At 58.8% G+C, this 24,758-nt stretch carries 26 protein-coding genes; 3 read left to right on the top strand and 23 right to left on the bottom strand.

Going from position 1 to position 24,758, the window contains the following annotated elements; translation table 11 throughout:
* Positions 1-23: 23 nt before the first annotated feature.
* Together AC1MEE_RS02575 and AC1MEE_RS02570 are read right to left on the bottom strand one after the other, a co-directional pair.
* Positions 24-992, bottom strand: a complete 969-nt coding sequence (locus AC1MEE_RS02575; RefSeq protein WP_480413661.1) for a GTP 3',8-cyclase MoaA — start codon at positions 990-992, stop codon at positions 24-26.
* Positions 993-1,130: 138 nt separating this feature from the next.
* Positions 1,131-1,772: a TetR/AcrR family transcriptional regulator gene (locus AC1MEE_RS02570; RefSeq protein WP_480413659.1), complete on the bottom strand. Its 642-nt coding sequence runs from the start codon at positions 1,770-1,772 to the stop codon at positions 1,131-1,133.
* Positions 1,773-1,851: 79 nt separating this feature from the next.
* On the opposite strand from AC1MEE_RS02570, the gene AC1MEE_RS02565 reads away from it, so the two are divergent.
* The gene (locus AC1MEE_RS02565) at positions 1,852-2,985 is read left to right on the top strand and encodes an aminotransferase class V-fold PLP-dependent enzyme (protein WP_480413658.1); all 1,134 of its coding nucleotides are present in this window, start codon (positions 1,852-1,854) and stop codon (positions 2,983-2,985) included.
* Between the two features lie 238 nt (positions 2,986-3,223).
* Here AC1MEE_RS02565 and AC1MEE_RS02560 read toward each other — a convergent pair whose 3' ends face one another.
* The 13 genes from AC1MEE_RS02560 to AC1MEE_RS02500 form a co-directional block, all read right to left on the bottom strand.
* Positions 3,224-4,009, bottom strand: a complete 786-nt coding sequence (locus AC1MEE_RS02560; protein ID WP_480416133.1) for a TatD family hydrolase — start codon at positions 4,007-4,009, stop codon at positions 3,224-3,226.
* A 14-nt stretch (positions 4,010-4,023) separates the two neighbouring features.
* Positions 4,024-4,380 carry a PilZ domain-containing protein gene (locus tag AC1MEE_RS02555; protein ID WP_480413657.1) on the bottom strand — a complete coding sequence of 119 codons (357 nt, stop codon included), beginning with the start codon at positions 4,378-4,380 and terminating at the stop codon, positions 4,024-4,026.
* A gap of 35 nt (positions 4,381-4,415) precedes the next feature.
* Positions 4,416-5,402 carry a DNA polymerase III subunit delta' gene (locus AC1MEE_RS02550; protein ID WP_480413656.1) on the bottom strand — a complete coding sequence of 329 codons (987 nt, stop codon included), beginning with the start codon at positions 5,400-5,402 and terminating at the stop codon, positions 4,416-4,418.
* Positions 5,395-6,027 carry a dTMP kinase gene (gene tmk, locus AC1MEE_RS02545; protein WP_480413655.1) on the bottom strand — a complete coding sequence of 211 codons (633 nt, stop codon included), beginning with the start codon at positions 6,025-6,027 and terminating at the stop codon, positions 5,395-5,397. Before tmk ends, AC1MEE_RS02550 begins: the two co-directional genes overlap by 8 nt.
* A 19-nt stretch (positions 6,028-6,046) precedes the next feature.
* The gene (mltG, locus tag AC1MEE_RS02540) at positions 6,047-7,324 is read right to left on the bottom strand and encodes an endolytic transglycosylase MltG (protein ID WP_480413653.1); all 1,278 of its coding nucleotides are present in this window, start codon (positions 7,322-7,324) and stop codon (positions 6,047-6,049) included.
* Between the two features lie 3 nt (positions 7,325-7,327).
* Positions 7,328-8,143 carry an aminodeoxychorismate lyase gene (gene pabC / locus AC1MEE_RS02535; protein ID WP_480413652.1) on the bottom strand — a complete coding sequence of 272 codons (816 nt, stop codon included), beginning with the start codon at positions 8,141-8,143 and terminating at the stop codon, positions 7,328-7,330.
* Complete coding sequence (gene fabF, locus AC1MEE_RS02530; protein ID WP_480413651.1) at positions 8,143-9,387, bottom strand: beta-ketoacyl-ACP synthase II; 1,245 nt, start codon at positions 9,385-9,387, stop codon at positions 8,143-8,145. Before fabF ends, pabC begins: the two co-directional genes overlap by 1 nt.
* A 110-nt stretch (positions 9,388-9,497) precedes the next feature.
* The gene (gene acpP, locus AC1MEE_RS02525; protein WP_480413649.1) at positions 9,498-9,737 is read right to left on the bottom strand and encodes an acyl carrier protein; all 240 of its coding nucleotides are present in this window, start codon (positions 9,735-9,737) and stop codon (positions 9,498-9,500) included.
* 193 nt (positions 9,738-9,930) lie between these two features.
* Positions 9,931-10,674 (bottom strand): 3-oxoacyl-ACP reductase FabG, encoded by a 744-nt coding sequence (gene fabG / locus AC1MEE_RS02520; protein ID WP_480413648.1) that lies wholly within the window; start codon positions 10,672-10,674, stop codon positions 9,931-9,933.
* Positions 10,675-10,689: 15 nt separating this feature from the next.
* The gene (fabD, locus tag AC1MEE_RS02515; RefSeq protein ID WP_480413647.1) at positions 10,690-11,628 is read right to left on the bottom strand and encodes an ACP S-malonyltransferase; all 939 of its coding nucleotides are present in this window, start codon (positions 11,626-11,628) and stop codon (positions 10,690-10,692) included.
* 150 nt (positions 11,629-11,778) lie between these two features.
* The gene (plsX, locus tag AC1MEE_RS02510; protein ID WP_480413646.1) at positions 11,779-12,786 is read right to left on the bottom strand and encodes a phosphate acyltransferase PlsX; all 1,008 of its coding nucleotides are present in this window, start codon (positions 12,784-12,786) and stop codon (positions 11,779-11,781) included.
* A gap of 4 nt (positions 12,787-12,790) precedes the next feature.
* Positions 12,791-12,973 (bottom strand): 50S ribosomal protein L32, encoded by a 183-nt coding sequence (rpmF, locus tag AC1MEE_RS02505; protein ID WP_002552688.1) that lies wholly within the window; start codon positions 12,971-12,973, stop codon positions 12,791-12,793.
* A gap of 13 nt (positions 12,974-12,986) precedes the next feature.
* Complete coding sequence (locus AC1MEE_RS02500) at positions 12,987-13,514, bottom strand: YceD family protein (protein WP_480413645.1); 528 nt, start codon at positions 13,512-13,514, stop codon at positions 12,987-12,989.
* A 105-nt stretch (positions 13,515-13,619) separates the two neighbouring features.
* Here AC1MEE_RS02500 and AC1MEE_RS02495 point away from each other — a divergent pair, with 105 nt between their 5' ends.
* Positions 13,620-14,198 (top strand): Maf family protein, encoded by a 579-nt coding sequence (locus AC1MEE_RS02495; RefSeq protein ID WP_480413644.1) that lies wholly within the window; start codon positions 13,620-13,622, stop codon positions 14,196-14,198.
* Positions 14,199-14,258: 60 nt separating this feature from the next.
* Here AC1MEE_RS02495 and AC1MEE_RS02490 read toward each other — a convergent pair whose 3' ends face one another.
* The 3 genes from AC1MEE_RS02490 to rluC are packed head-to-tail and all read right to left on the bottom strand — an operon-like array spanning position 14,259 to position 16,874.
* A complete protein-coding gene (locus tag AC1MEE_RS02490; RefSeq protein WP_480413643.1) occupies positions 14,259-15,251 on the bottom strand; it encodes a S49 family peptidase in 993 nt (330 codons plus the stop codon).
* A gap of 11 nt (positions 15,252-15,262) precedes the next feature.
* Complete coding sequence (locus AC1MEE_RS02485) at positions 15,263-15,928, bottom strand: HAD-IA family hydrolase (RefSeq protein ID WP_480413642.1); 666 nt, start codon at positions 15,926-15,928, stop codon at positions 15,263-15,265.
* A complete protein-coding gene (rluC, locus tag AC1MEE_RS02480; RefSeq protein WP_480413641.1) occupies positions 15,918-16,874 on the bottom strand; it encodes a 23S rRNA pseudouridine(955/2504/2580) synthase RluC in 957 nt (318 codons plus the stop codon). Before rluC ends, AC1MEE_RS02485 begins: the two co-directional genes overlap by 11 nt.
* A gap of 713 nt (positions 16,875-17,587) precedes the next feature.
* Between rluC and rne the strand changes: the two genes are divergently transcribed.
* Positions 17,588-20,800, top strand: a complete 3,213-nt coding sequence (gene rne, locus AC1MEE_RS02475) for a ribonuclease E (protein WP_480413640.1) — start codon at positions 17,588-17,590, stop codon at positions 20,798-20,800.
* Positions 20,801-21,004: 204 nt separating this feature from the next.
* Here the strand turns inward: rne and AC1MEE_RS02470 are convergent, their stop codons facing one another.
* The 5 genes from AC1MEE_RS02470 to AC1MEE_RS02450 form a co-directional block, all read right to left on the bottom strand.
* On the bottom strand, positions 21,005-21,613 hold the full coding sequence (locus AC1MEE_RS02470) for a nucleotidyltransferase family protein (protein ID WP_480413639.1): 609 nt from the start codon (positions 21,611-21,613) through the stop codon (positions 21,005-21,007).
* Entirely contained in the window at positions 21,610-22,596 is a 987-nt protein-coding gene (locus tag AC1MEE_RS02465) for an XdhC family protein (RefSeq protein WP_480413638.1), read from the bottom strand. Before AC1MEE_RS02465 ends, AC1MEE_RS02470 begins: the two co-directional genes overlap by 4 nt.
* Before the next feature lie 185 nt (positions 22,597-22,781).
* On the bottom strand, positions 22,782-23,801 hold the full coding sequence (gene murB, locus AC1MEE_RS02460; protein WP_480413637.1) for a UDP-N-acetylmuramate dehydrogenase: 1,020 nt from the start codon (positions 23,799-23,801) through the stop codon (positions 22,782-22,784).
* Positions 23,801-24,565 (bottom strand): 3-deoxy-manno-octulosonate cytidylyltransferase, encoded by a 765-nt coding sequence (gene kdsB, locus AC1MEE_RS02455; protein ID WP_480413636.1) that lies wholly within the window; start codon positions 24,563-24,565, stop codon positions 23,801-23,803. Before kdsB ends, murB begins: the two co-directional genes overlap by 1 nt.
* Complete coding sequence (locus AC1MEE_RS02450) at positions 24,562-24,747, bottom strand: Trm112 family protein (protein WP_017736029.1); 186 nt, start codon at positions 24,745-24,747, stop codon at positions 24,562-24,564. The genes kdsB and AC1MEE_RS02450 overlap by 4 nt, the downstream gene beginning before the upstream one ends.
* Between the last annotated feature and the right edge of the window lie 11 nt (positions 24,748-24,758).

The following is a 24,758-nucleotide window of genomic DNA, read 5'->3' as shown; positions in this document are numbered from 1 at the left end:
TTGATGCAGTGTGTCAGGCAGACTTACCCACCAATGATTTTCATGATGGTAGCGCCGCCCGAAAAAGCCACTTCCTGCTTGTCACCCAAGGCTTTGACCAGCAGCCGTTGCAGCGCTGGCAACGCTTCATGGCGCGGCTTGTCCAGCAGGTCGCCGACGTAATGGCGATTGCTGGAGGACAGGCAACCGTGCAGCCAGCCGGTGGAAGACAGGCGCAGGCGTGAGCAGGTCCGGCAGAACGGCACGCTTTCGTTGGCGATCACGCCGAAAAAGCCCTGGCCGGGGATTTGATAACGGACGGCGGTGGCATCCACCGGCGCATCGGCTTGCAGGTACTCGTAGCGTTCGCCGATCAACGCCAGCAATTGTTGCAGGCTGACAAACTGCTGCAGGAATGCATTCGAATCGCTTGCCAGATGGCCCATGCGCATCAGCTCGATAAAACGCAGCTCGTAACCGCGCTCAAGGCAGTAGTCGAGCAGCGGCATGACCTGATCCAGGTTTTGCCCGCGCAACGGCACCATATTGACTTTGATTTTGATCCCGGCGGCGCGCGCCTGAGCCATACCGTCGAGCACGGTGGCCAGATCACCGCCACGAGCGATCTTGCGAAAGGCCGCAGGGTCCAGAGTATCGAGAGAAACGTTGAGCCGGCGAATACCGGCTTCGACCAGCAACGGCAGCTTGCGAGCGAGTAACTGACCATTGGTGGTCAGACTGATATCAGCCAGACCCAATTGACCGACCTGGCTCATGAAGTCTTCCAGCTTCGGGCTCACCAGCGGCTCACCGCCGGTAATGCGCAAACGCTCGATGCCAGCGGCTTCGATCAGATAGGCCACGCCACGCGCCATGGCATCGGCCGACAACTCATCCTGCGCGGCAACCAACCGTTTGCCATTGGGCACACAGTAGGTACACGCGTAGTTGCAAGCTGAAGTCAGACTGATCCGCAAATTGCGAAAACGCCTGCCTTGACGATCAACGATCATGAACAACTCCGGCGAGAGAAAGTAAGACCTGTAAAACCTGACTCACAAATCAAGTTTTAGCAAGACCCTAACCTGAGTATATTCCTGCACCCCCAGGCCACGCATTCACTACCTGACGCCATAAGGCCGCCGAATGCATCAGCTACCTGGAGGGATATCGCTATCGCGCTTGCGCTTGTTACCCATGCGCACGCCAATATCCATGAGGAACTGGAAGAAACCTTCCTGATCTTCGAGCACGTTGCTCCAGAACGGCGAGTGATACAGCGCCACCGCGCCATGTACCAGTGCCCATGAGGCGCAGTAATGGAAATACGGGGGCACGTCTTCAAGCTTGCCCTCGCTGATCCGGCCTTTGATCAACAACGTCAGGCGTTCGAAGTTCGAGGCACGAATCTTGTGCAGCTCCTCGACCATCTCCGGCACCTGGTTGCCCTTGACCACTTTTTCTTCCAGACGATCGAACAACCGGTAGCGCTGTGGATCACGCATGCGGAATTCGAAGTAGGCACGGGATAAAGCTTCCTTATCCTTGTCGACGTCGGCAGAGTGGAGCAACTCGTTCAAATCGCGCTCGTAGTCGAGCATCAGGCGCAGGTAAATCTCTGCCTTGGACTTGAAGTGTTTGTAGATGGTGCCTTTGCCGATACCCACGGCATCAGCGATCATCTCGACGGTGACACTGTCTTCACCCTGATCGAGGAACAGCTTTAGCGCGGTATCGAGAATTTCTTGCTCACGGCGACGAAACTCACGGACCTTACGAGGTTCTTTCTGCATAAGAAAAGGTCTGTTGGGGGTCAAAATCGAAGCCGCGTATTATGCCTAACTTGCGCCAAATTGCACGGATCATCCGACCATGTCTACGTTTCTTGATGAGTTTGCACAGGCTCCGGGCCTGCGATATTTGAACCATGCCGCGGTCGCTCCGTGGCCCAAACGTGCCGCGACCGCGGTCAGCCGCTTCGCCCAGGAGAACGTTTTACTGGGCGCAAGGGACTATCCGGACTGGATGGTCGTAGAACAACGCCTGCGTGAACGCTTGATGCGCTTGTTGAATGCGCCATCGACCGATGACATCGCCCTGGTCAAAAATACGTCGGAAGCACTGTCGTTCGTTGCTTTCGGTCTGGATTGGAAAGCCGGCGATCAGATCGTCATCAGCGACGAAGAGTTTCCTTCCAACCGCATCGTCTGGGAAGCGCTGGAACCAAAAGGCGTCGAAGTGATTCAGGTCAGCCTCAAAGGCGACGACCCGGAAGCCGCATTGCTCGCCGCCTGCGGACCTCGCACACGATTGATCTCAATCAGTGCGGTGCAATACGCCTCAGGTCTGCGTCTGGATCTGGAACGCCTCGGTCAAGGCTGCAAGCAACGCAATGTGCTGTTCTGCATCGATGCCATTCAGCACCTGGGTGCCCTGCCTTTCGATGTCCAGGCCAGCCAATGCGATTTCGCCATGGCAGACGGCCATAAATGGTTGCTGGGTCCGGAAGGTCTGGGCGTGTTCTATTGCCGCAGCGATTTGCGACCACATCTGAAGCTGAGCGAGTTCGGCTGGCACATGCTCGAGCACATGGGTGACTACAACCGCACTACCTGGGAACCCGCCGCATCGGCCCGTCGCTTCGAATGCGGCAGCCCGAACATGCTCGGCACTATGGCACTGGAGGCGAGCCTTTCTCTGCTCGAGGAAGTCGGTATGGACGAGGTCGGCAAAGCGATCGCCGAGCGCATACTCTGGCTGGAAGAAGGTTTGAACGCCATTCCCGGCGCTCGTCTGCACACCCCGAAAAACCCTGAACGACGTGCGGGCATTTTGTCCTTCAGCCTCGATGGCGTGTCAAACACTCATGTGTTCGAGCGGCTTAAACAGGAACAGGTGGTTTGCGTCCAGCGCGGCCCAGGCGTTCGACTTTCCCCGCATTTTTATACCGAATCACGGGTGATTGAAGAAACTTTGGCCATCGTGCGTCAATTGGCCACTTCATGAGAACTCAACTGAAGCGCAGGTATTCCAAATTTGTTTAAAGAATCAGCCGATCCGGCTGGACGCCCGGCAATCCTGACCAATACTTAATACGTTGGCGCTGCATCTCCCCCAAGTGACGCGCCAGTAAAGGTACCAATGGATAGCGTACCTTTGTTTTACTCCTAATGGTCTTAACCCGGATTCACCCCCCAGAACCCGGGTTTTTTTTGTCCACGGAAAAACCGTTACGCGAAAAAGCCTAGCGCTTTACGTGTGCCAGAGGGAACAGGCGCGCGAAGTTTTCGGTGGTCTGATCGGCGAAGCGCTCGTAAGACTCGCCGCGCAACATCGCCAGGAACTCTGCCACTTCCCTCACGTATTGCGGAAGATTCGGTTTACCCCGGTAAGGGATCGGCGCCAGATAAGGCGAGTCGGTTTCCACCAGCAGGCGATCGGCGGGTACCTGACGCGCCACGTCACGCAACGCATCAGCATTGCGGAAGGTAACAATGCCGGACAACGAAATATAAAAACCCAGGTCCAGCGCCGCCCTCGCCATCTCCCAATCTTCGGTAAAACAATGCAGCACACCGCCTTGGGGCAATGCGGCTTCACGCAGCAGGTTCAGGGTGTCGGCGCGAGCACCGCGGGTGTGAACGATGACGGGCTTGCCCGTGAGATTGGCCGCCTGCAGGTGCAGACGAAACGATTGCTGCTGAAGCTCGGCAGCCTCGGGCTCATAGTGGTAATCAAGCCCCGTCTCGCCAATCGCCACCACCCGAGGGTGATTCAACTCTTCCAGCAGCCAGTCCAGCGCAGGCGCCGCGCCCGGTTGCAAGTCCAGCGGGTGAATCCCCACCGAACAATCCACATCGTCATAGCGCTCAGCCAGGGCTTTGACCGCGCCGGCATTCTCGGCACTGACTCCGATGCACAGGAAATGCCCCACCCCGCGCGCCCTGGCAGCCTCCAGGGCGGCATCAAGTGAGCCTGCGTGTTCAGCGAGATCGAGACGGTCGAGGTGACAATGGGAATCTACAAGCATGGTCAAGATGACAACTACATCGTATGGGTGGGACGGTCGGATTTGAGGGCTCCGGCCAGGTACGTTTCAATCTTGTTGCGGGCAGCATTGTCGCCATCGTTGAATTGCACGCCGACACCGGCCGCCCGATTACCCTGGGCGCCCTTGGGCGTGATCCAGGTGACTTTGCCGGTCACCGGAATCTTCTCCGGCTCGTCCATCAGATTGAGCAGCATGAACACCTCATCACCCAGCTTGTAGCTTTTGCTGGTCGGGATGAACAGACCGCCGTTTTTGATGAATGGCATATAAGCGGCGTACAGCACGGATTTGTCCTTGATCGTCAGGGACAAAATGCCATTACGCGGACCTGGACTCGACGGCAAGCTCATTGCAACTCCTGGTGACGTGATCCGAAGAGCGGAGTCTAACCTTGTCCGGGCAAGCCTGCCCACTGCACCAACAACGCCTCGAGCAACAGCACACGATTCAGGTTGGCTTTGGACATGACTTTCTGCCGCTGAGCCAGCACCCAATCCTGGATATCGAGCACTTTGCCCTGGGTAGATTTCTGCGCCAGGTATTGCAGCACCTTACGCATATCGGCCAGACCAAGGCCCGCTTCATCCTGAGTCAGTTGATGACGCAAAATCAGATGCGACCAGTCGCAGAACCAGTCGAACAGCAACAGCAGCGGAATATCTTTCCAGCCTTCGGCCAGTTGGGTCGGCGACTGCTGCTGTTTAAGCAGCTTCTTCACGCCATCTACCACCAACGCCCGTTGTTCGCGCACGCCCTGGGCATGCAGGCTGACCGCCGCCAATGGCGAACCTGCGGCCAGCGTCAGCAGTTCGAAACGCTCATCCTCGGTGCAATCAGGCAGCGCCTTGGCCAGCCAGTCCAGGCTCATCGCCTCGCTGGGCAGCGGGCAGGCCTGTTGCACGCAGCGGCTTTTGACGGTGGGCAACAGTCGGCTCGGCTGATGACTGACCAGTAGCAGCACGGTATTGCCCGAAGGCTCTTCAAGGCTTTTAAGCAATGCGTTGGCAGCGTTAATGTTCATTGACTCGGCAGGCTCGATCAACACCACCTTGCGCCCACCCATCTGCGCAGTCTGCACCACGAAACCGACCAGATCGCGGACTTGATCGACCTTGATCGCCTTGTCCGCTTCTTCCGGCTCCAACACATAATTGTCCGGGTGACTGCCGGCCACCAACAGCATGCAGGACTTGCACTGACCACAAGCGTCCAGCCCTTCCGGGCGCTGACACAGCAAGCGAGCCATCAGACGTTCCGCCAGTGCGCGCTTGCCAATGCCCACCGGGCCGTGCAGCAGATAGGCATGAGCGTGCTGACTACGCCCGGCCAGTTGTTGCCAGAGACTTTCCTGCCAAGGGTAGGCCTCAGCCACGGTGACGTTCCAGCAGCTCAGGCAGCAAATCATCGAGCGATTGCTGAACCTCGGGCAGCGACAACGCCGCGTTCACAAGACGGTAGCGCGCAGGATTGGCTGCCGCGCGATTCAGGTAGGTGCTGCGCACGGCGTCGAAGAATGTCCGGCCCTCCTGTTCGAAACGATCAAGCCGACCACGGGCGGTCGCGCGCGCCAGACCGATTTCCACCGGCAGGTCGAACACCAGCGTCAGATCGGGACGCAGATCGCCCTGTACAAAGGTTTCCAAGGCAGCGATTCGCTCGTGGGACAAGCCCCGCCCCCCACCTTGATAGGCATAGGTCGCGTCCGTGAACCGATCGCACAGCACCACCGCTCCACGAGCCAGTGCTGGACGAATGACTTCAGCCAGATGTTGGGCTCTGGCAGCGAATACCAGCAACAACTCGGTATCGGCGCTCATCGACTCTTCGCCGGGCGCCAACAACAGTTCGCGAATCTGCTCGGCCAACGGTGTACCACCCGGCTCGCGGGTCAGAACGACATCGATGCCCCGGGCGCGCAGACGCTCGGCCAGGTATTCACGATTGGTGCTTTTGCCAGCGCCTTCCGGACCTTCCAGGGTAATAAACAAGCCAGTCACAGGCAGTCCTTAATCATATTCATTGCGGGCTCTGCTCGCCTTGTACAGTCGGAGTCGCCGTCGGCGGGACAGTCGGCGGGACAGTCGGTGCGGGCGCAGGCGTGGCTTCGGGCTGAGGTTTCGGCTCAGGTGCCGACTCGGGTTTTGATTCAGGGATCGGCTCGGCTTTTGACTCAGGAAACGGTTCAGGTGTCAGCTCGGGCTTGGGCTCAGGTGTCGGCTCAAATCTGGACTCGACTGTTGGCGCAGCAACCGGGGCCGAAATGGGCGCCGGGCTGGAACGATAGTCCGCACGCCGCTTTAGTTGAAACTCGCGAACCGCGTTGTTGTGCGATTCCAGGTCGGCAGAAAACACATGCCTACCGTCACCCCGCGCGACGAAATACAAGCTGGTGCCGGACACTGGGTTGAGCGCGGCACGGATGGCCTCACGCCCCACCAGCGAAATCGGTGTCGGCGGCAAACCGGAAATGACATAGGTGTTGTAGGGTGTCGACTCTTTCAGGTATTCGCGGGTCAGCTTGCCGTTGTAACGCTCGCCGAGACCGTAGATCACGGTCGGATCGGTCTGCAACAACATCCCGATCTGCAGGCGCCGGACAAAAACGCCAGCGATCTGCCCGCGTTCCTGAGGCACGCCGGTTTCTTTCTCCACCAATGAGGCCATGATCAGCGCCTGATACGGATCGGTGTAAGGCACATCCGCCGCACGCTTGGCCCATTCCTCCGAGAGCACCTCATCCAGACGGTTGTACGCCTGCTTGAGCAAGTCGACGTCAGTCATGCCGCGCACGTAACGATAGGTGTCGGGAAAGAAACGACCTTCGGGAAACACATTGGCGTGACCGAGCCGGGTCATCAATTCGGTATCGCTCAGCCCGGTCAGGGTCTGCTCGAGCTTGACCTGCTTGGCCAACGCTGCGCGGACCTGACGAAAATTCCAGCCTTCGACCAGTGTCAGGCTGTATTGCACTACATCGCCACGTCGCCACATCGCCAACAGCGTCCTGGCATCCATTCCGGGTGCCATGCGGTATTCGCCGACATGGAATGATTGGCCGGCCAGGTTGAAACGCCAGTAGAGGCGCAACCAGAAGGCGTCCGTGATCACCCCGTCGGCCTCCAGGCGATTGAGCACGCCAGTGGGCGTGGAACCTGCGGAAACGTCGAGCAACTGCTCCTGAGTCAGTTTCAGGGGCTGTTTGAGTGCAGCACCCTGCTGCCAGGCAGACACGCCCAGCAGTAATCCTGCCAGGACCAGGCAACCTTCGAGCAACACCAACAATTTACGGATCACTGATCAAACATCCAAAAGCGCGAGAGCAATACCCTGCAGTTTACGGGTGAGCGGACCAACCGGCCAGTTCAGCTGTGCAAACCCGCGCACCGGCCACACACCGTAGACACTGTTGCACAGGAAAATCTCATCCGTCTGTTCCAGATCCGTCATCTGGACGTCGCGCACTTCGGTGGCAATGCCCAGCGTGTGTGCCTGGGCCAGCAGCTCGGCACGCATCACCCCGGCCACCCCGCAACGACTCAGGTCAGCGGTCAGCAGCGCGCCGTCCTTGATCAGAAACACATTGCTGTACACGCCTTCGATGACGCGCCCGGAGGTATCGCACATCAGCCCTTCGGCATAGGTGCTGTCCTGCCATTCGCTGCGGGCGAGCACCTGCTCCAGCCGGTTCAGGTGCTTGAGCCCGGCCAGCAAGGGTTGTTCGGACAAACGGGTGAGGCACTGAAACAGGCGAACTCCCTGCTCTGCATGAGCCGCAGGATAGGCCGGCGCCGGGCCGCCCTGGAGAATGCGGCGCGGTTGCGCCTGTGGCGCCGGAGCATAACCGCGCAGGCTGTCGCCACGGGTGAGGATCAGCTTCATCACGCCCTCACCCAACTGCGCGGCAAAGGCGATCAATTCACTGCGGATCAATGATTGATCCGCAGTAATCGCCAATCGGCTGCAACCCGACGTCAGCCGTTGCAGATGACGCTCGAGCAACAAGGGCTGTCCCGCCTTGACGGCGATGGTTTCAAACAAACCATCGCCATAAGCCAGTCCCCTGTCCGTAACAGACAAGGCGTCGGCCGGACGACCATCGATCCAGCTCGACATCACTCAGCGAACCGACGGAACACCAGCGAACCATTGGTGCCGCCAAACCCGAAGGAGTTGGAGACCACGACGTCGATCGGCAGGGCTTTGGCCTGATGCGGGACAAAGTCCAGATCGCACCCTTCACCCGGCTCATCGAGGTTGATGGTCGGCGGTGCCACCTGACCATTGATGGCCAGAATACTGAAAATCGCCTCGACCGCACCGGCTGCGCCGAGCAAGTGACCGGTCATCGATTTGGTCGAACTGACCGCCAGCTTGTAGGCGTGCTCGCCAAAGACAGTCTTGATCGCCGACGCTTCGGCCAGATCGCCGGCCAGGGTCGACGTGCCATGAGCGTTGATGTACTGCACTTCATCGACGTTGACCTTGGCATCGCGCAACGCGTTGGCGATGCAACGTGCGGCACCAGCACCGTCTTCAGGTGGCGAGGTCATGTGATAGGCATCACCGCTCATGCCAAAACCGATCAGCTCGGCATGGATAGTCGCGCCACGCGCTTTGGCGTGCTCCAGTTCTTCGAGCACTAAAGCGCCGGCACCGTCGGACAGAACAAAACCATCGCGCCCCTTGTCCCACGGACGGCTTGCACGAGCGGGGTCGTCATTGCGGGTAGACAGCGCCCGCGACGCACCAAAGCCACCCATGCCCAGACCGCAGGCGGCCATTTCGGCGCCGCCGGCAATCATCACGTCAGCTTCACCATAAGCGATATTGCGCGCGGCCATGCCGATGCTATGGGTACCGGTGGTACAGGCCGTGGCGATGGCATAGTTAGGCCCCTGTACACCCAAGTGGATCGACAGGAAGCCGGAAATCATGTTGATAATCGAGCCCGGCACGAAAAACGGCGAAATCCGTCCTGGCCCTTGCTCGTGCAACGAGCGGCTGTTGTTCTCGATATTGGTCAAGCCACCGATACCCGCCCCCATGGCAACGCCAATGCGGTCCCGGTTTTCATCGGTGACTTCAAGTCCGGAATTGCGCACCGCCTGAAAGCTGGCGGCCAGACCGTACTGAATGAACAGGTCGAGACGCCGGGCCTCTTTGGGCGCCAGATACTCCTCGACTTTGAAGCCCTTTATCGAGCCGCCAAAACGAGTGGTGAAGGCCGAAAGGTCCGTGTGTTCGATCAGGCTAATGCCACTGCGGCCAGCCAGAATACCTTGCCAACTGCTCGGCACATCCGTGCCCAATGGCGACAACATACCCATACCGGTGACCACGACGCGTCTACGCGACACAGCACTCTCCTTTTCTTCTATTGACGACACTTTTGATCGGTTCTAAAGAAAAAACCGCACGCCAGTAAAGGCAGTGCGGTTTTTCCCTGACAGCAAGCGACGACTACAAACTATTTCGCTTGGTGAGCTGTAACGTAATCGATAGCGAATTGAACGGTAGTGATTTTTTCCGCTTCTTCGTCAGGGATTTCGGTCTCGAATTCCTCTTCCAAAGCCATCACCAGCTCCACGGTATCAAGGGAGTCAGCACCCAGGTCTTCAACGAAAGAAGCAGTGTTGACCACTTCTTCTTCTTTGACGCCAAGCTGCTCGGCAACGATTTTCTTGACGCGCTCTTCGATGGTGCTCATACCTTGTTTTAACTCCTAAGTAGACAAATTCAGGCAGCTGGCCAGTGGGTAAGTGTATAGAAGAGGTTTTACGCATTTCAAGCTCAATGCTTGCCCTCTCGCACCACCCCGCCCTCTGCCTATTAATAGATTGCAGCTTTATAACGGATTTTAGACAGCTCGTATGACATTTTTTTGAAGCGATCCGTCACATTCAGCTCATGTACATGCCGCCGTTCACCGGGATTGTAGCCCCGGTCACGTAGCCTGCACCTTCAGACGCAAGAAAAGCGACCACATGCGCGATCTCTTGAGCCTGCCCCAGACGCCCCAAAGGAATCTGGGTAATCAACGCCTCACGCTGCGCTTCTGGCAGCTCACGGGTCATATCAGTATCGATAAAACCGGGTGCAACCGAATTCACGGTGACCGCACGCGAACCGACTTCACGGGCCAGGGCCCGACTGAAACCTTCCAGACCCGCCTTCGCAGCGGCATAGTTTACTTGGCCTGCGTTGCCCATGGCACCCACAACCGACCCAATACTGATGATTCGGCCCCAACGGGCCTTGGTCATGCCGCGCAAAACACCTTTGGACAGCCGAAACAGACTGTTCAGGTTGGTGTCGATGACGTCATGCCATTCATCATCTTTCATCCGCATCATCAGGTTGTCACGGGTGATACCGGCGTTATTGACCAGGATCAAAGGCGCGCCAACACGCTCCTGAATCAGGGCCAGGGTCGCGTTCACGGACTCGGCACTGCAGACATCCAGCGTCAGCCCGAAGCCTTCGATGCCGTTCTCCTTGAAGGTCGCGCTGATACGCTCGGCGCCAGACTCAGACGTTGCCGTCCCGACCACGATCGCACCGTTACGGCCCAATTCAAGGGCAATGGCTTGACCAATACCGCGACTCGCACCGGTGACCAGTGCAACTTTACCTTGCAGGCTCATGCAAGCTTCTCCTAATCAGGCCAATGCCGCACGGGTGGCGGCGAAGGCATCTGGGGTATTAAGGTTGTAGGTCGTCACGCCTTCGGCGCAGCGCTTGTTCAAACCGGCCAGCACTTTTCCTGGCCCGCACTCGACCAGTTGGGTCGCGCCATTGGCTGCCAGGCACTGAATGGACTCGACCCAGCGCACAGGCTTATACAGTTGTTCCAGCAGATCGCGCTTGAGAGTAGCAAGATCTGTCACCGCTGACGCGCTGACATTCTGTACCAGCTTGATCTGCGGCGCCTGCCAGGCGATCGCCTCGATGGATTCAGCGAAGCGCTCGGCCGCCGGACGCATCAGATCGCAATGGGACGGCACGCTGACCGGCAACGGCATTGCACGCTTGGCACCACGGGCCTTGCAGGCCTCGATGGCACGCTCGACGGCGGCAGCGGAACCTGCGATCACCACCTGGCCCGGCGAGTTGAAATTCACTGCACTGACGACATCACCTTGAGCGGCCTCGGCGCAAGCAGCCAACACAGCGGCATCGTCCAGCCCCAGAATCGCAGCCATGCCACCCTGACCTGCCGGCACCGCCTCCTGCATCAACTGACCACGGCGCTCCACCAGCTTGACCGCATCGCTCAAGGTCAGGCTGCCAGCGGCTACCAACGCGCTGTATTCGCCCAGGCTGTGTCCGGCAACAAACGCAGGGCGTGCACCGCTTTCAGCCAACCACAGGCGCCACAGCGCCACGGAGGCCGTAAGGATCGCCGGCTGGGTTTTATCGGTTTGATTGAGTTGCTCTTCCGGCCCCTGCTGGGTCAACGCCCACAGGTCATAACCCAAGGCTGCGGAGGCCTCGGCGAAAGTGTCGAGGACCAGCGGATATTTCGCGCCCAGCTCGGCCAACATACCGAGGGACTGCGATCCTTGACCCGGAAAGACGAATGCGAGGGATGCAGACATTGAACAAGCCCCTAATGATTTGTCGTCGAAAATTGGCGCCCGGCCAAGCCCGGCGCAAGAATTCTAAGTTAAGTGACTGGACAGTTGGATGACAGGTCAGTCATCAGTGTCACATTTCCTTTCTTGCAGCTACGTTCGCAGCACCGCAGCCTAAAGCAACTCCTCCAGACGTCCACTCAAACGCTGCGGCAGGTTTTCCTGAATCTCGATCAAGGCCCGCTGGATTGCACTTTGAAAGCCTTGCACACTCGCAGAGCCATGACTTTTCACGACGATACCCTGCAATCCCAGAAAACTCGCACCATTATGTCGTGCCGGTGCCAGGTCGGCCCGCAAGCGCTTAAGCATCGGCAATGCCAAGGCGCCCACCGCTTTGGTAAGCAGATTCTGCTTGAACAGCGATTCGATCCGCGCACCAATCATCGTCGCCAATCCTTCACTGGACTTGAGCAAGATATTGCCGACAAAACCGTCGCATACAACGACATCCGCCTCGCCACGGTACACACCATCGCCTTCGACGAAACCGACGTAATTCAAACCCGGCGCGGCCTGTAGCAGATTGGCCGCCAGCTTGACCTGCTGATTACCCTTGATGTCCTCGGTGCCAATATTGAGCAACGCGACCCGAGGCCTGGGAACGCCCAACGCCTCAGCCGCGACCGACCCCATCACGGCAAACTGATAGAGATTTTCGGCACTGCAATCGACGTTCGCCCCCAGATCCAGCAACTGGCAATAACCACGCTCAGTCGGGATGGCCGCGACCATGGCCGGCCGATCGATGCCAGGCAAGGTCTTGAGCACGAAGCGTGACAGCGCCATCAGTGCACCGGTATTACCCGCACTGACACAGGCCTGAACCTGACCATCGGCCAACAGCCCCAACGCCACACGCATCGACGAATCGGGCTTGCCGCGCAAGGCCTGAGAGGGACGCTCATCCATGGAGATCACCTCGCTGGCGTTTACAACGCGCAGACGCGAGCGATCCACACCGGAATGGCGGGCTATCAATTCTTCAATGAGGGGGGCTTGACCGACGAGGGTCAGGTGCAGCGAGGGTGTTGCGACCAAACAAGCAATACTCGCCTGCACAATGCTGCGGGGACCGAAGTCCCCGCCCATTGCGTCAATCGCGATGATCGGAGCGGACAAGAAATTACTCGTCAGCGCCCTTATCGATCACTTTGCGACCACGGTAAACACCTTCCGGCGATACGTGGTGACGCAGGTGAATTTCACCCGTGGTTTTTTCTACAGACAGAGTGCTTGCCTCAAGAGCGTCGTGCGAACGACGCATGTCACGGGCAGAGCGGGATTTTTTGTTCTGCTGAACAGCCATAATTGATTAACTCCTAAACGTTTGGGTCACGCTTTAACTGCGCCAATACACTGAACGGGTTGGACCGCGTTACCTCGTCCACGCTCGGCTCGGACACTTGATGGTCCGCCGGCTGCTGGCATTCTTCCGGATGATGAGCAGGCACAATGGGCAAGGCGAGCAAAAGCTCCTCCTCGATCAATGCCAGCAGATCCAATGGATCTTCGCCCAGTTCCAGCACGTCATAACCTTTCGGTAACGACTGGGTATTCGCACCCTCCTTCACCACGGCGTAACTGCATTCGCTGTGGATCGGCAGGGTGACCAGCTCAAGACAACGCTGGCAAACCATTTTGACTTCGACGTCGATGGAGCTGTGGATAACCACAGATCTGCGCTCGTCACGCTCAAAAACGAATTTCGCCTGCACCGTACCGAGGTTATCGGAAAGCGGGTCGCAGAGTCTCTCCAAATCAGCCAGCGGCACTTCTCCCTGAAGAGTAGTGCCACGATCAGCTAATTTGCGCGGGTCAACGTGAGGTGGAATCGGGTCATTCAACATAGGCGCAGCATTCTAGGGATGACCCCCTCCCCTGTCAAAGGAAATTCAGGTGTGTGCGCAACCGGAGCCGCTGATTACAATCAACTTTCACTCACGGAGAACAGCATGCCGTCCCTGCTACTCGCATCCAGCTCACCCTACCGCCGCGAATTGCTCGCTCGCCTGCGTCTGCCGTTCATCTGCAGCTCACCCGCTATCGATGAAGGCCGCCAGCCTGGAGAACCCGCCATCGAGCTGGTTCAGCGCCTGGCCCGGGAGAAAGCGCAGGCCCTCGCCAGCAGCCACCCCGACCATCTGATCATCGGCTCGGACCAGGTCGCGGTCCTCAATGGACAGATCCTCGGCAAGCCCCACACCTTCGAGCGCGCCCTGGAGCAACTGTCTGCGGCCAGCGGCGCCAGTGTGACCTTCCTGACCGGCCTGGCGTTGCTCAACAGCCGTACCGGCCACTGTCAGGTCGACTGCGTGCCGTTCACCGTACACATGCGCGCTCTGGATCAAGCCAGCATCGAGCGCTACCTGCACGCCGAGCAGCCCTACGATTGCGCAGGCAGCTTCAAGGCCGAAGGATTGGGTGTGAGCCTGCTTCGCAGCACCGAGGGCAGTGACGCCACCAGCCTGATCGGCCTGCCGCTGATTCGCCTGATCGACATGTTGCTCGTGGAAGGGCTCACAGTTCCTTAGTCTTGAAATGCAGAAACCCGACCAATGGTCGGGTTTCTTTTCACACAGACAGCTGCCTTATTAACGTAGCGCCGGACCCTGGAAGCCCATCCACATCGCCAACTGGTTAGCCATGCTAACGCCCAACTTCTTCGAAAAGCGATCAAAAGGCGAGTCTTCAACGGTGTAATCGACCATTTCTTTCTCACCGATCACCTCACGGGCAACGTAGCTGGCACTGCCCAGACCGTCGATCAGGCCCAGCTGCAATGCTTGCTCACCCGTCCAGACCAGACCAGAGAACAGCTCGGGATGGTCTTTATCCTTCAGGCGATCACCGCGACCTTGCTTGACGCTGGCAATGAACTGGCGATGAGTGGTATCCAATACGCCCTGCCAGAATTGGGTTTCATCGGCCTTTTGTGGCTGGAACGGATCAAGGAAAGCCTTGTGCTCACCCGACGTGTAGGTACGACGATCCACGCCCAGCTTATCCATGATCCCGACGAAGCCGAAACCGGCCGCCGTCACCCCGATGGAGCCCACCAGACTCGCCTTGTCGGCATAGATCTGGTCTGCAGCGCTGGCAATGTAGTAGGCACCGGAAGCGCCGAGATCCGTGATGACCGCATACACCTTGATGTTCGGCTTATCGGCGCGCAATCGACGTATTTCGTCGTAGATGTAGCCAGCCTGCACCGGGCTGCCGCCAGGACTGTTGATGCGCAGGATCACGCCTTTGGTCTTCGAATCCTCGAAGGCCGCACGCAGGCCGCCGACGACGTTATCGGCACTGGCCGACTCCTTGTCCGCGATCATGCCCTGCACGTCGATCAGCGCCGTGTGGTTGTCGCTGCGTGACACGTCTTTTTTGAAATCCATCAACGGGGTGAACAACATCAGCGCGCCAATAAGATAAGCGAACGTCAGCAATTTAAAGAAAATGCCCCAGCGCCGCGAACGACGCTGCTCTTGAACGCCTGCCAGCAAGGTTTTTTCCAGCAGCTTCCAGCTTCTGTCGTCAGTCTTGCTGTCCGTGACTTCAGACTCGCTGCCCTTCCATTCGTCCGACATGTTTTATCACCCTAAAAAGATTCAGTACTACCTAACCAGCTACGCAGCTCGGAAAAACTCTCGATAGCCAGACGCGGATCGAATGCGCGCAGCGATGCCAATGATTGTGCACCGTAACCCACTGCCACCGAATCCATGCCTGCATTACGCGCCATCAATAAATCAAAAGATGAATCGCCGATCATCAGTGCCTGCGCGGGCGTGACGTCGCAATGCCGAAGGATCTCGTGCAGCATCAACGGATCCGGCTTGCTTGCGGTTTCGTCAGCGGCACGGGTGATTTCAAAATAATCCTGCCAACCGTGTGCATTCAACACCCGATCCAGACCCCGACGCGACTTGCCCGTGGCGACCGCCAACTGATACCCCTCGGCACGAAACGCGGCGAGTGACTGCACCACCCCAGCGAACAGCGGCGACGGCTCGGCCTCGAGCGCAACATAACAATCGGAATAATGCCCACGAAAACCCAGCATCTGCTCTGGACTGATTTCCGGGTACAGCGTACGAATCGCCTCAGGTAGACCCAACCCGATGATGCCCTTGATCGCAAAATCATCGCGTACCGGCATATCACAGAGACTGGCCGCGACGCGCATTGCCTCGACGATACGACCAATGGAATCGGCCAGCGTGCCGTCCCAATCGAAAATCAGCAATTTATAGTCAGGGCGCACTCAATCGCTCCACGGTCTTGGCCCACATCTCATCGACCGGCGCTTGCAGTTTCAGCTCGCCACCATCGGGCAACGGCACCGTCAGCATGTACGCGTGCAGAAACAGGCGCTTGCCGCCCAGATCACGGATTTCGCGACTGAAGTCTTCGTCGCCGTACTTGGTGTCGCCGGCGATGCAATGCCCGGCATGAAGGGTGTGAACGCGAATCTGGTGAGTACGCCCGGTGACTGGCTTGGCCTCGACCATGGTGGCGAAATCACCGAAGCGGCGCAGCACCTTGAAGATAGTCAGCGCCTCCTTGCCCTCTTCGTTGACCTCGACCATGCGTTCACCGGAACGCAGGTTACTTTTGAGTAACGGCGCACTGACCCGTTTCTGGGCGGTAGCCCAATGCCCACGAACCAGCGCCATGTAGCGCTTGTCGACGCCATCACCGCGCAATGCTTCATGCAGATGGCGCAGCATGCTGCGTTTTTTCGCAATCATCAGCAGGCCGGACGTGTCACGGTCGAGCCGGTGGACCAACTCCAATTCCTTGGCATCCGGACGCATCTGACGAAAGGCTTCGATCACTCCGTAGTTCAGACCGCTACCGCCATGCACAGCGATGCCAGCAGGCTTGTTCAGCACGATAAGCGCCTTGTCTTCGTAGACAATAGCCGCTTCAAGGCGCTGCAACAGGCCTTGGGCCACAGGGACGGGCTCGTCACGCTCAGGCAGGCGCAAGGGTGGTACGCGAATGATATCGCCACCCTGCAGCTTGTACTCAGGCTTGATCCGACCTTTGTTCACACGCACTTCGCCTTTACGCAAAATGCGGTAAATCAACGTCTTGGGCACGCCCTTGAGGTATGTGAAGAGAAAATTATCGATGCGTTGACCGGCAAGTTCCGGCGCAACCTCAACCAGCTGGACGCCGGAGGTTGGGGGGGCAATATTTGTCATGCCGCAAATCATAACAATTTTTTATGGATTTGAAGCACTTAATGATTGCTGCTATAGTCGCGAACGTCGCCAAAAGCGGCCTGGACAGCGGACCAACGGTGTCACCACCGGCCCTGACCATCGCAATTCACAAGGACGCAAGGCCGTCCGACGGGGCTTTCGCTGGATAACGGAAGGTCTGGGAACGTAACAAGCGCAGGTGACATGAGGCCTGAAACAAGCCAGATCGCTGAGTTATCACTCGCCTTCGGAGCTCATCTTCACGGCCAGTTCACAAAGTGCAGTCGCTTTCAGACGATCCGAGCGAATGCTTCGGAAATAACGCCTTAAGCCATGACGCGCGGTCCTCCCTATCGAAGATCGCGGTAAATGCCAACCCGTTGCGGATTCTGCGCGCGGCAGCACCCGAATTATCAGGGATACGTGTGGGGTGGAGACGCACAACCATCGGACCGTGTAGCACTAGGCTTTATTCAAGACGCTTCATATCGTCCGCTGCCGATGGTTGATTCCTCCTCCTGACAAAGCTTTTGCTGACAGGGTGTCTTTTGTCACCACAGCAAGCAGGAAGCGTCGTCGCGACTCCGACCCCTTTGGTCGAAACTCGCTAGACACTGGAGTGGCCAACCACTCCTGACGCACCCTGACACCGACCGTGAGAAGTCGTGTGTGCCGAACGCCGTTTCCGGCAGCCCGGAAACCAACGGTACTACATGAAAAGAATGCTAATTAACGCAACTCAACCCGAAGAGTTGCGTGTCGCACTGGTAGACGGCCAACGCCTCTATGATCTGGACATCGAGTCCGGTGCACGCGAGCAGAAGAAGGCCAACATCTATAAAGGCCGGATTACTCGCATCGAACCAAGCCTTGAGGCTGCCTTTGTCGATTTCGGCTCTGAGCGCCATGGCTTCCTGCCCCTCAAAGAAATCTCCCGCGAATACTTCAAGAAAGCCCCTGAAGGCCGCGTCAACATCAAGGACGTCCTGAGCGAAGGCCAGGAAGTCATCGTTCAGGTCGAAAAAGAAGAACGTGGCAACAAGGGCGCAGCCCTGACCACCTTCATCAGCCTGGCCGGTCGTTATCTGGTTCTGATGCCGAACAACCCGCGTGCCGGCGGCATCTCGCGCCGCATCGAAGGCGAAGAACGCAACGAACTGCGTGAAGCGCTGAACGGCCTGATCGCTCCGGCCGACATGGGCCTGATCGTGCGCACTGCCGGCCTGGGCCGCAGCAGCGAAGAAATGCAGTGGGACCTCGATTACCTGCTGCAACTGTGGACCGCGATCAAGGAAGCTTCTCTTGACCGTTCCGCGCCGTTCCTGATCTATCAGGAAAGCAACGTCATCATCCGCGCCATCCGCGATTACCTGCGCCAGGACATCGGCGAAGTGCTGATCGACAGCGTTGAAGCTCAGGAAGAAGCCCTGACCTTCATCCGCCAGGTGATGCCGCAGTACGCAAGCAAGATCAAGCTCTACGAAGACAGCGTTCCGCTGTTCAACCGTTTCCAGATCGAAAGCCAGATCGAAACCGCCTTCCAGCGCGTCGTCGAACTGCCTTCCGGCGGCTCCATCGTTATCGATCCGACCGAAGCACTGGTGTCCATCGACATCAACTCGGCGCGCGCCACCAAAGGCAGCGACATCGAAGAAACCGCTCTGCAAACCAACCTGGAAGCGGCTGAAGAAATCGCCCGTCAGTTGCGTCTGCGTGATATCGGCGGCCTGATCGTCATCGACTTCATCGACATGACCCCGGCCAAAAACCAGCGCGCAGTGGAAGAAAAAGTCCGCGAAAGCCTGGAAGCCGATCGTGCCCGCGTACAAGTGGGCCGCATCTCGCGTTTCGGCCTGCTGGAAATGTCCCGTCAGCGCCTGCGTCCATCGCTGGGCGAAAGCAGCGGCATCGTTTGCCCGCGTTGCAACGGCACCGGCATCATTCGTGATGTGGAATCGCTGTCGCTGGCGATCCTGCGCCTGATCGAAGAAGAAGCCCTGAAAGACCGCACCGCCGAAGTTCGCGCTCAGGTGCCGATCCCGGTCGCTGCGTTCCTGCTCAACGAAAAACGCAACTCGATCACCAAGATCGAACTGCGCACCCGCGCTCGCATCGTAATCCTGCCGAACGATCACCTCGAAACGCCACACTTCGAAGTGCAACGTCTGCGTGACGACAGCCCGGAAGCCCACACCAACCAGTCCAGCTACGAAATCGCAGCTGCCGCTGCTGAAGTGGAAGAAGTCGCGCCCGCCCCTGCCGCGACCCGCACCCTGGTTCGCCAGGAGGCCGCCGTCAAGACTGCTCCGCCGCGTGCCAACGCACCGGTTCCAGTTGAAGCCGCCGCACCTGCGCCTGCCCCGGTTGCCCATGAGCCAAGCCTGTTCAAAGGCCTGGTGAAGTCGCTGGTCAGCCTGTTCGCCACCAAGGAAGAGCCGACGCCGGTCGTGACTGAAAAGCCAGCCGCCGAACGCCCGGCCCGTACCGAAGAGCGCCGCACCGGTCGTCAGCAGAGCCGCAGCCGTAACGGCCGTCGCGATGAAGAACGCAAACCACGCGAAGAACGTGCTGAACGCGCCCCACGTGAAGAACGTGCTCCTCGTGAAGAACGTGCTCCCCGTGAAGAGCGTGCACCCCGTGAAGTGCGTGAAGAAGCTGCCGCCCCTCGCGAAGAGCGCGCACCTCGCCCACCTCGTGAAGAGCGCGCGCCACGTGCCCCACGCGAAGATCGCAAACCTCGCGAAGAGCGCCCGGTCCGCGAATTGCGCGAGCCACTGGATGCAGTTGCTCCAGCTGAAGCCCGCAGCGAAGAGCGTCCTGAACGCGCACCTCGTGAAGAACGCCAGCCTCGCGCACCGCGTGAAGAGCGTCAGCCACGTGTCGAGCAGGCCGCCGTAGCGGTCAGCGAAGAAGAAGTGCTGCCTAACGAAGAACTGCTGCAGGATGACAACCAGGATGGCGCCGAAGGCGATCGCCCTCGTCGTCGCTCCCGTGGTCAGCGTCGTCGCAGCAACCGTCGCGAGCGTCAACGTGATGCCAACGGCAATGTGATCGAAGGTTCCGAAGGCGCCGAGGGTTCGGAAGAAGGCTCCCTCAGCGAAGAAACCACCTCTGATCTGGCTGCCGGTCTGGCTGTAACCGCCGCCGTGGCCAGCAGCGTGATCAGCGCACCGGCCGAAGCCGATGCACATCGCCAGGCTGAACGTGCTACTGCTGCTGTAGATGCCACTGAAACACCAGCCGTCGAAACCCCAGTGGTTGAAGCGCCTGTCGCTTACGTTGTCCCACAAGCCGAAGCCGCGCCGGATGTTGAAGTTCAGTACACACCACGCGAAGAAGTTGCAGCACCGGTCGAACAGCCCGTTGCCTCCGCTCAGGCTGAACTGTTCAGCGCACCGGTTGGCGAGCAGGTAGCGTCGTACAACAAAGCACCACGCGCTTCTGTTCAGGAAGAAGTTCAGGCGACTGAATCGCCAGAACTGCCGACCGAAGCGCCTGCCGCTCCGATCGTCGCTGAACCTGTGGTGGCCGAAGCGCCAGCAGCAGTAACGCCTGTTGTAGAAGCCGAAGCCGCACCACAGGCGCCAGAAGCCGTGACTGAAGCCCCGGCTCATCCGGTCAGCAGCACCGGCCGCGCGCCGAACGATCCTCGCGAAGTGCGTCGTCGCAAGCGTGAAGCCGAACGTCTGCAAAAAGAAGCAGAAGAAGCAGCCGCCAACGCTCCACAGGTTGTCGCCGCTGTAGAACCTGCTCCAGTTGCCCCGGTTGCTGAAGTCGAATCGACCCAGGCTGCTGAAAGCACTGAGCACACTGCAACTGAACAGCCAGCACCGGTTATCGATGAGAACCTGCGCTCGGTTGAAGAAGTTGTGAAGCACCACCCCGAAGCACTGGAAAAAAGCCACGAGCCTAAACCGCTCGCTTAATCCAGGCTGATGAAAAAGCCCCGTCTGCGCAAGCAGGCGGGGCTTTTTTTATGCTTTGGGTTTTGCGCGAATCACTGTAGGAGCTGCCGAAGGCTGCGATCGGCCGGGGACCGGTCGTCGTATTTGATCTTATGAAGGTCGTTCCGGTCGAGCGCGACCCCGGCCTATCGCAGCCTTCGGCAGCTCCTACAAGAGATTGCGATGTTAAGGCTTGAACACCAACGCCGCTGGCGTATCGACGTCCCATAGCACGCCTGGATCGTCGACCTGTACCTCCCGAACAAGCCCAGGCTGGAACAGGCGTTTTGCGCCCCGCTCGCCCGCCAAGGCCATCAACGCCAGGCAAAACCGGCGGCCGAATGCCACTGGATGGCCGTACTCTCCAGCGTTGACCGGCACGCTGATGCGCCCGTCCTCAACCGAATCAATCACCCGTTCAAGGGTCTCGGGCAAGATAAACGGCATGTCGCCCAGCACGATCAGCCAACCGCGATGGTCAGGCTGAGCGGCAACCGCTTCGGCAATGCTGTCGCCCATACCGGCCGAATCCAACAACGCCACCTGGCAGCCATAACGCTGCCCAAGCTCGATGACCTCAAGGCGATCAGGACGGGTCAGTAGCACAATGTTATCCACAGCTCTTTTATCCACAGACGCTTGCAGATTCAGCAATACCTGTTCGAGCATGGGCCGCACGATACCGTCGAGCCCAACGCAAGGCGCCAGCAGCTTGTCCTCATTGGCACCGGCAATTTCCCGGTAGCGACTGCCCTGCCCGGCCGCGAGCACGACAGCGCAGAGGGTTGTGCTCAACGATCGAGCTCGACGCTGAGTGGTTTTTTCTGCTTCAGGGCGATGCCGTTTTTTATGGTCACAATCTCCGCCATCAGCGATAAAGCGATTTCCGCAGGCGTGTGGCTGCCAATATGCAGACCAATGGGTCCATGCAAGCGCCCGATGACCTCAGGGTCCAGCCCCAGTTGCGCAAGGTTTTTCCGGCGTTTCTGGCTGTTGACCTGAGAACCCAGCGCGCCCACATAGAACGCTTTGGAGTTCAATGCCGTGAGCAAGGCCATATCATCCAGACGCGGATCGTGGGTCAGGGCAACAATGGCCGTGCGCTCGTCGGGTTCGATGGCCAGTACCGCATCGTCTGGCATGCCGGAAACGAAGCGTGCCTGCTGATCGTCCCAGCCGTAGGCGAATTCCTTGCGCGGATCACAGATCAGCACTTCAAAATCCAGCAGATGCGCCATTTCGGCGACATACCGCGACAATTGCCCCGCGCCGATCAACAACAAACGCCAGCGAGGCCCATAGATCGTGCGCAACGTCTGCCCATCGAAACTCACCAGATCTTCCCGGCCGGCCGGATGCAGGCTGACAGCGCCCGACCGTAGATTCAATTCGCGGGCGACGATCTGGTGATCCTCACAGCGCTGCAACAGCTCGGCGACCCACTGCTCATCGCCGACCCATTCTTCGGTCAAACGCAACGTCCCCCCGCACGGCAGGCCAAACCGGGCGGCCTCTTCGCGGGTTACGCCATAGGTCACCAGTTGCACTGCCTCGCTGGCTTGCAGACGACCGTCCTGCAAGCGTGCAATCAGGTCATCCTCGATGCAACCACCGGACACCGAACCGATGACCATGCCGTCTTCGCGCAGGGCCAGCATCGCGCCGGGCGGCCGAGGGGCGCTGCCCCAGGTCTGCACCACGCTGTACAACACCACGCGCTGCCCGGCACGGCGCCACTCGAGCACGCTGCGCAGAACATTCAGGTCAACGCTGTCCATCAGACGTTGGCATCCAAATGCTGATCTTTGCCATTGAGGTTCAGGGTCATCATGGAACACGCCACCTATTGATCAGATCGATAGCAAGCTAAGTAGAAAAGCGCTGAACGAACGACTGCCGCTCAAGCAATTGATAGCAGGTGTTTTAAAATGAAATGAAAGAATAGCCTTAAAACCACCGAACCTCAGTAAAGGTTCGGCTCCATTTCCAACTGCACGTTATAGCGCGTGGCGATGTCGTTTTGAATACGCTGCGCCAGGTCCAGCAGCTGCAAGCCGGTGGCATTGCCATAGTTGACCAGCACCAGCGATTGCAGGCGGTGAACCCCGGCATCGCCGTCACGAAAACCTTTCCAGCCGGCCTGTTCAATCAGCCAGCCGGCCGCCAGTTTCACCTGACCATCGGCCTGTGGATAAGCGACCAGACCCGGATATTCCCGCTTCAGCTCAGCGGCCAGTGAGGCGAGTACCAGTGGGTTTTTGAAGAAACTGCCGGCATTACCCAGCACGGCGGGGTCTGGCAGTTTTTCGTTGCGGATCGCGCAGATTGCCAGACTGACATCCTTGGGCGTTGGTTGGCTGATGCCTTGTTCGTCCAGACGCTGACGCACCGGCCCATATTCAAGGTGCAGATGCGCAGCGCGGCTGAGGGCAAACCGTACACGCAGAATCAGCCAGCGCCCTGTTTCGCGCTTGAACAGACTGTCGCGATAAGCGAAGGCGCAATCGGCGAGGAAAAAGTCGCGCAACTCACCCGTCTGCCGGTCCAGCGCCGTCAGGCTGTGGAACACATCCTTGATCTCGACCCCGTAGGCGCCGATGTTCTGCATCGGCGCAGCGCCGACGGTGCCCGGAATCAGACTGAGGTTTTCCAGACCGGCCAGGCCCTGCTCAAGACTCCACAACACAAAGGGATGCCACGGCTCACCCGCCTCGGCTTCAACGATGACTCGCTCGCCATCGTCGCTGAGGATGCGAATGCCGCAACTGGCCATGCGCAACACCAAGGCCTGAATATCGGCCGTCAGCAACAGGTTGCTGCCACCACCGATCACCAGCAGTGGCAACGCATGCTTAACCGAATACGCCAACGCCTGACGGACTTCGTCGTCGTTGTGGGCCTGGGCGAACAGTTTTGCCTGCACGTCCACGCCAAAGGTGTTGAACGGCTTGAGGGAAACGGCGGATTGCACCTGCAAGGTCATCAAACCTCCAGCAAGCGTCGCACGCGCTCAAGATCTTCAGCGGTGTCGACACCAGCTGGCGGCGCTTCCAGCGCATCGGCAACGTGAATCCGTACGCCATGCCAGAGGGCACGCAGTTGCTCCAGACTTTCGGTATCTTCCAGCCAGCATGGGCCCCAACTGACGAAATCATGCAGGAAACCAGCACGATAGGCGTAGATCCCGATATGTCGGCGATACGGCACGCCGGCCGGCAACTGATCGCGATCCCTGGCCAGCGCATCACGCGCCCATGGCAGCGGCGCACGGCTGAAGGTCAGGGCCAGACCATTGATATCGGCCACGACCTTGACCACGTTCGGGTTGAACAAGGCCGCCACATCGTCGATGGGTTCGGCCAGGGTCGACATCCGCGCTTCGGGGTGCGCCGCGAGGTTGTCCGCCACTTGATCGATCACCGCAGGCGGGATCATCGGCTCATCGCCCTGCACATTGACCACGATGGCATCAGGCGTCAGGCCAAGCTGCGTGGCGACTTCGGCCAGGCGATCGGTGCCAGAGTTGTGATCGTCCCGGGTCAGCAGCACTTCGGCACCGAAACCACGGCAAGCCTCAACGATGCGTGCATCGTCGGTGGCAACCACCACACGTTCGGCGCTGCTTTTACACGCCTGTTCCCAGACGTGCTGGATCATCGGCTTGCCGGCGATCAACTTCAGGGGTTTACCGGGGAAACGGCTGGAGCCATAACGCGCCGGAATGACAACGGTGAACACTGCAGTCATTTATCCAGACGCTCGTCAGAGGTCAAGGTGCGCGCTTCGCTTTCCAGCATGACCGGAATGCCATCACGGATCGGATAAGCCAGGCCAGCGCCTTTGCTGATCAGCTCGGTTTTATCGGCGCTGAGCTTGAGCGGCCCTTTGCAGATCGGGCAAGCGAGGATGTCGAGCAATTTGGTGTCCATAAGAAATCCTG

The sequence above is a fragment of the Pseudomonas sp. ASL3 genome, from assembly GCF_056680425.1.
The sequence above is the reverse complement of the archived record's forward strand: the minus strand, read 5'-3'. Positions and strand labels throughout refer to the sequence as shown.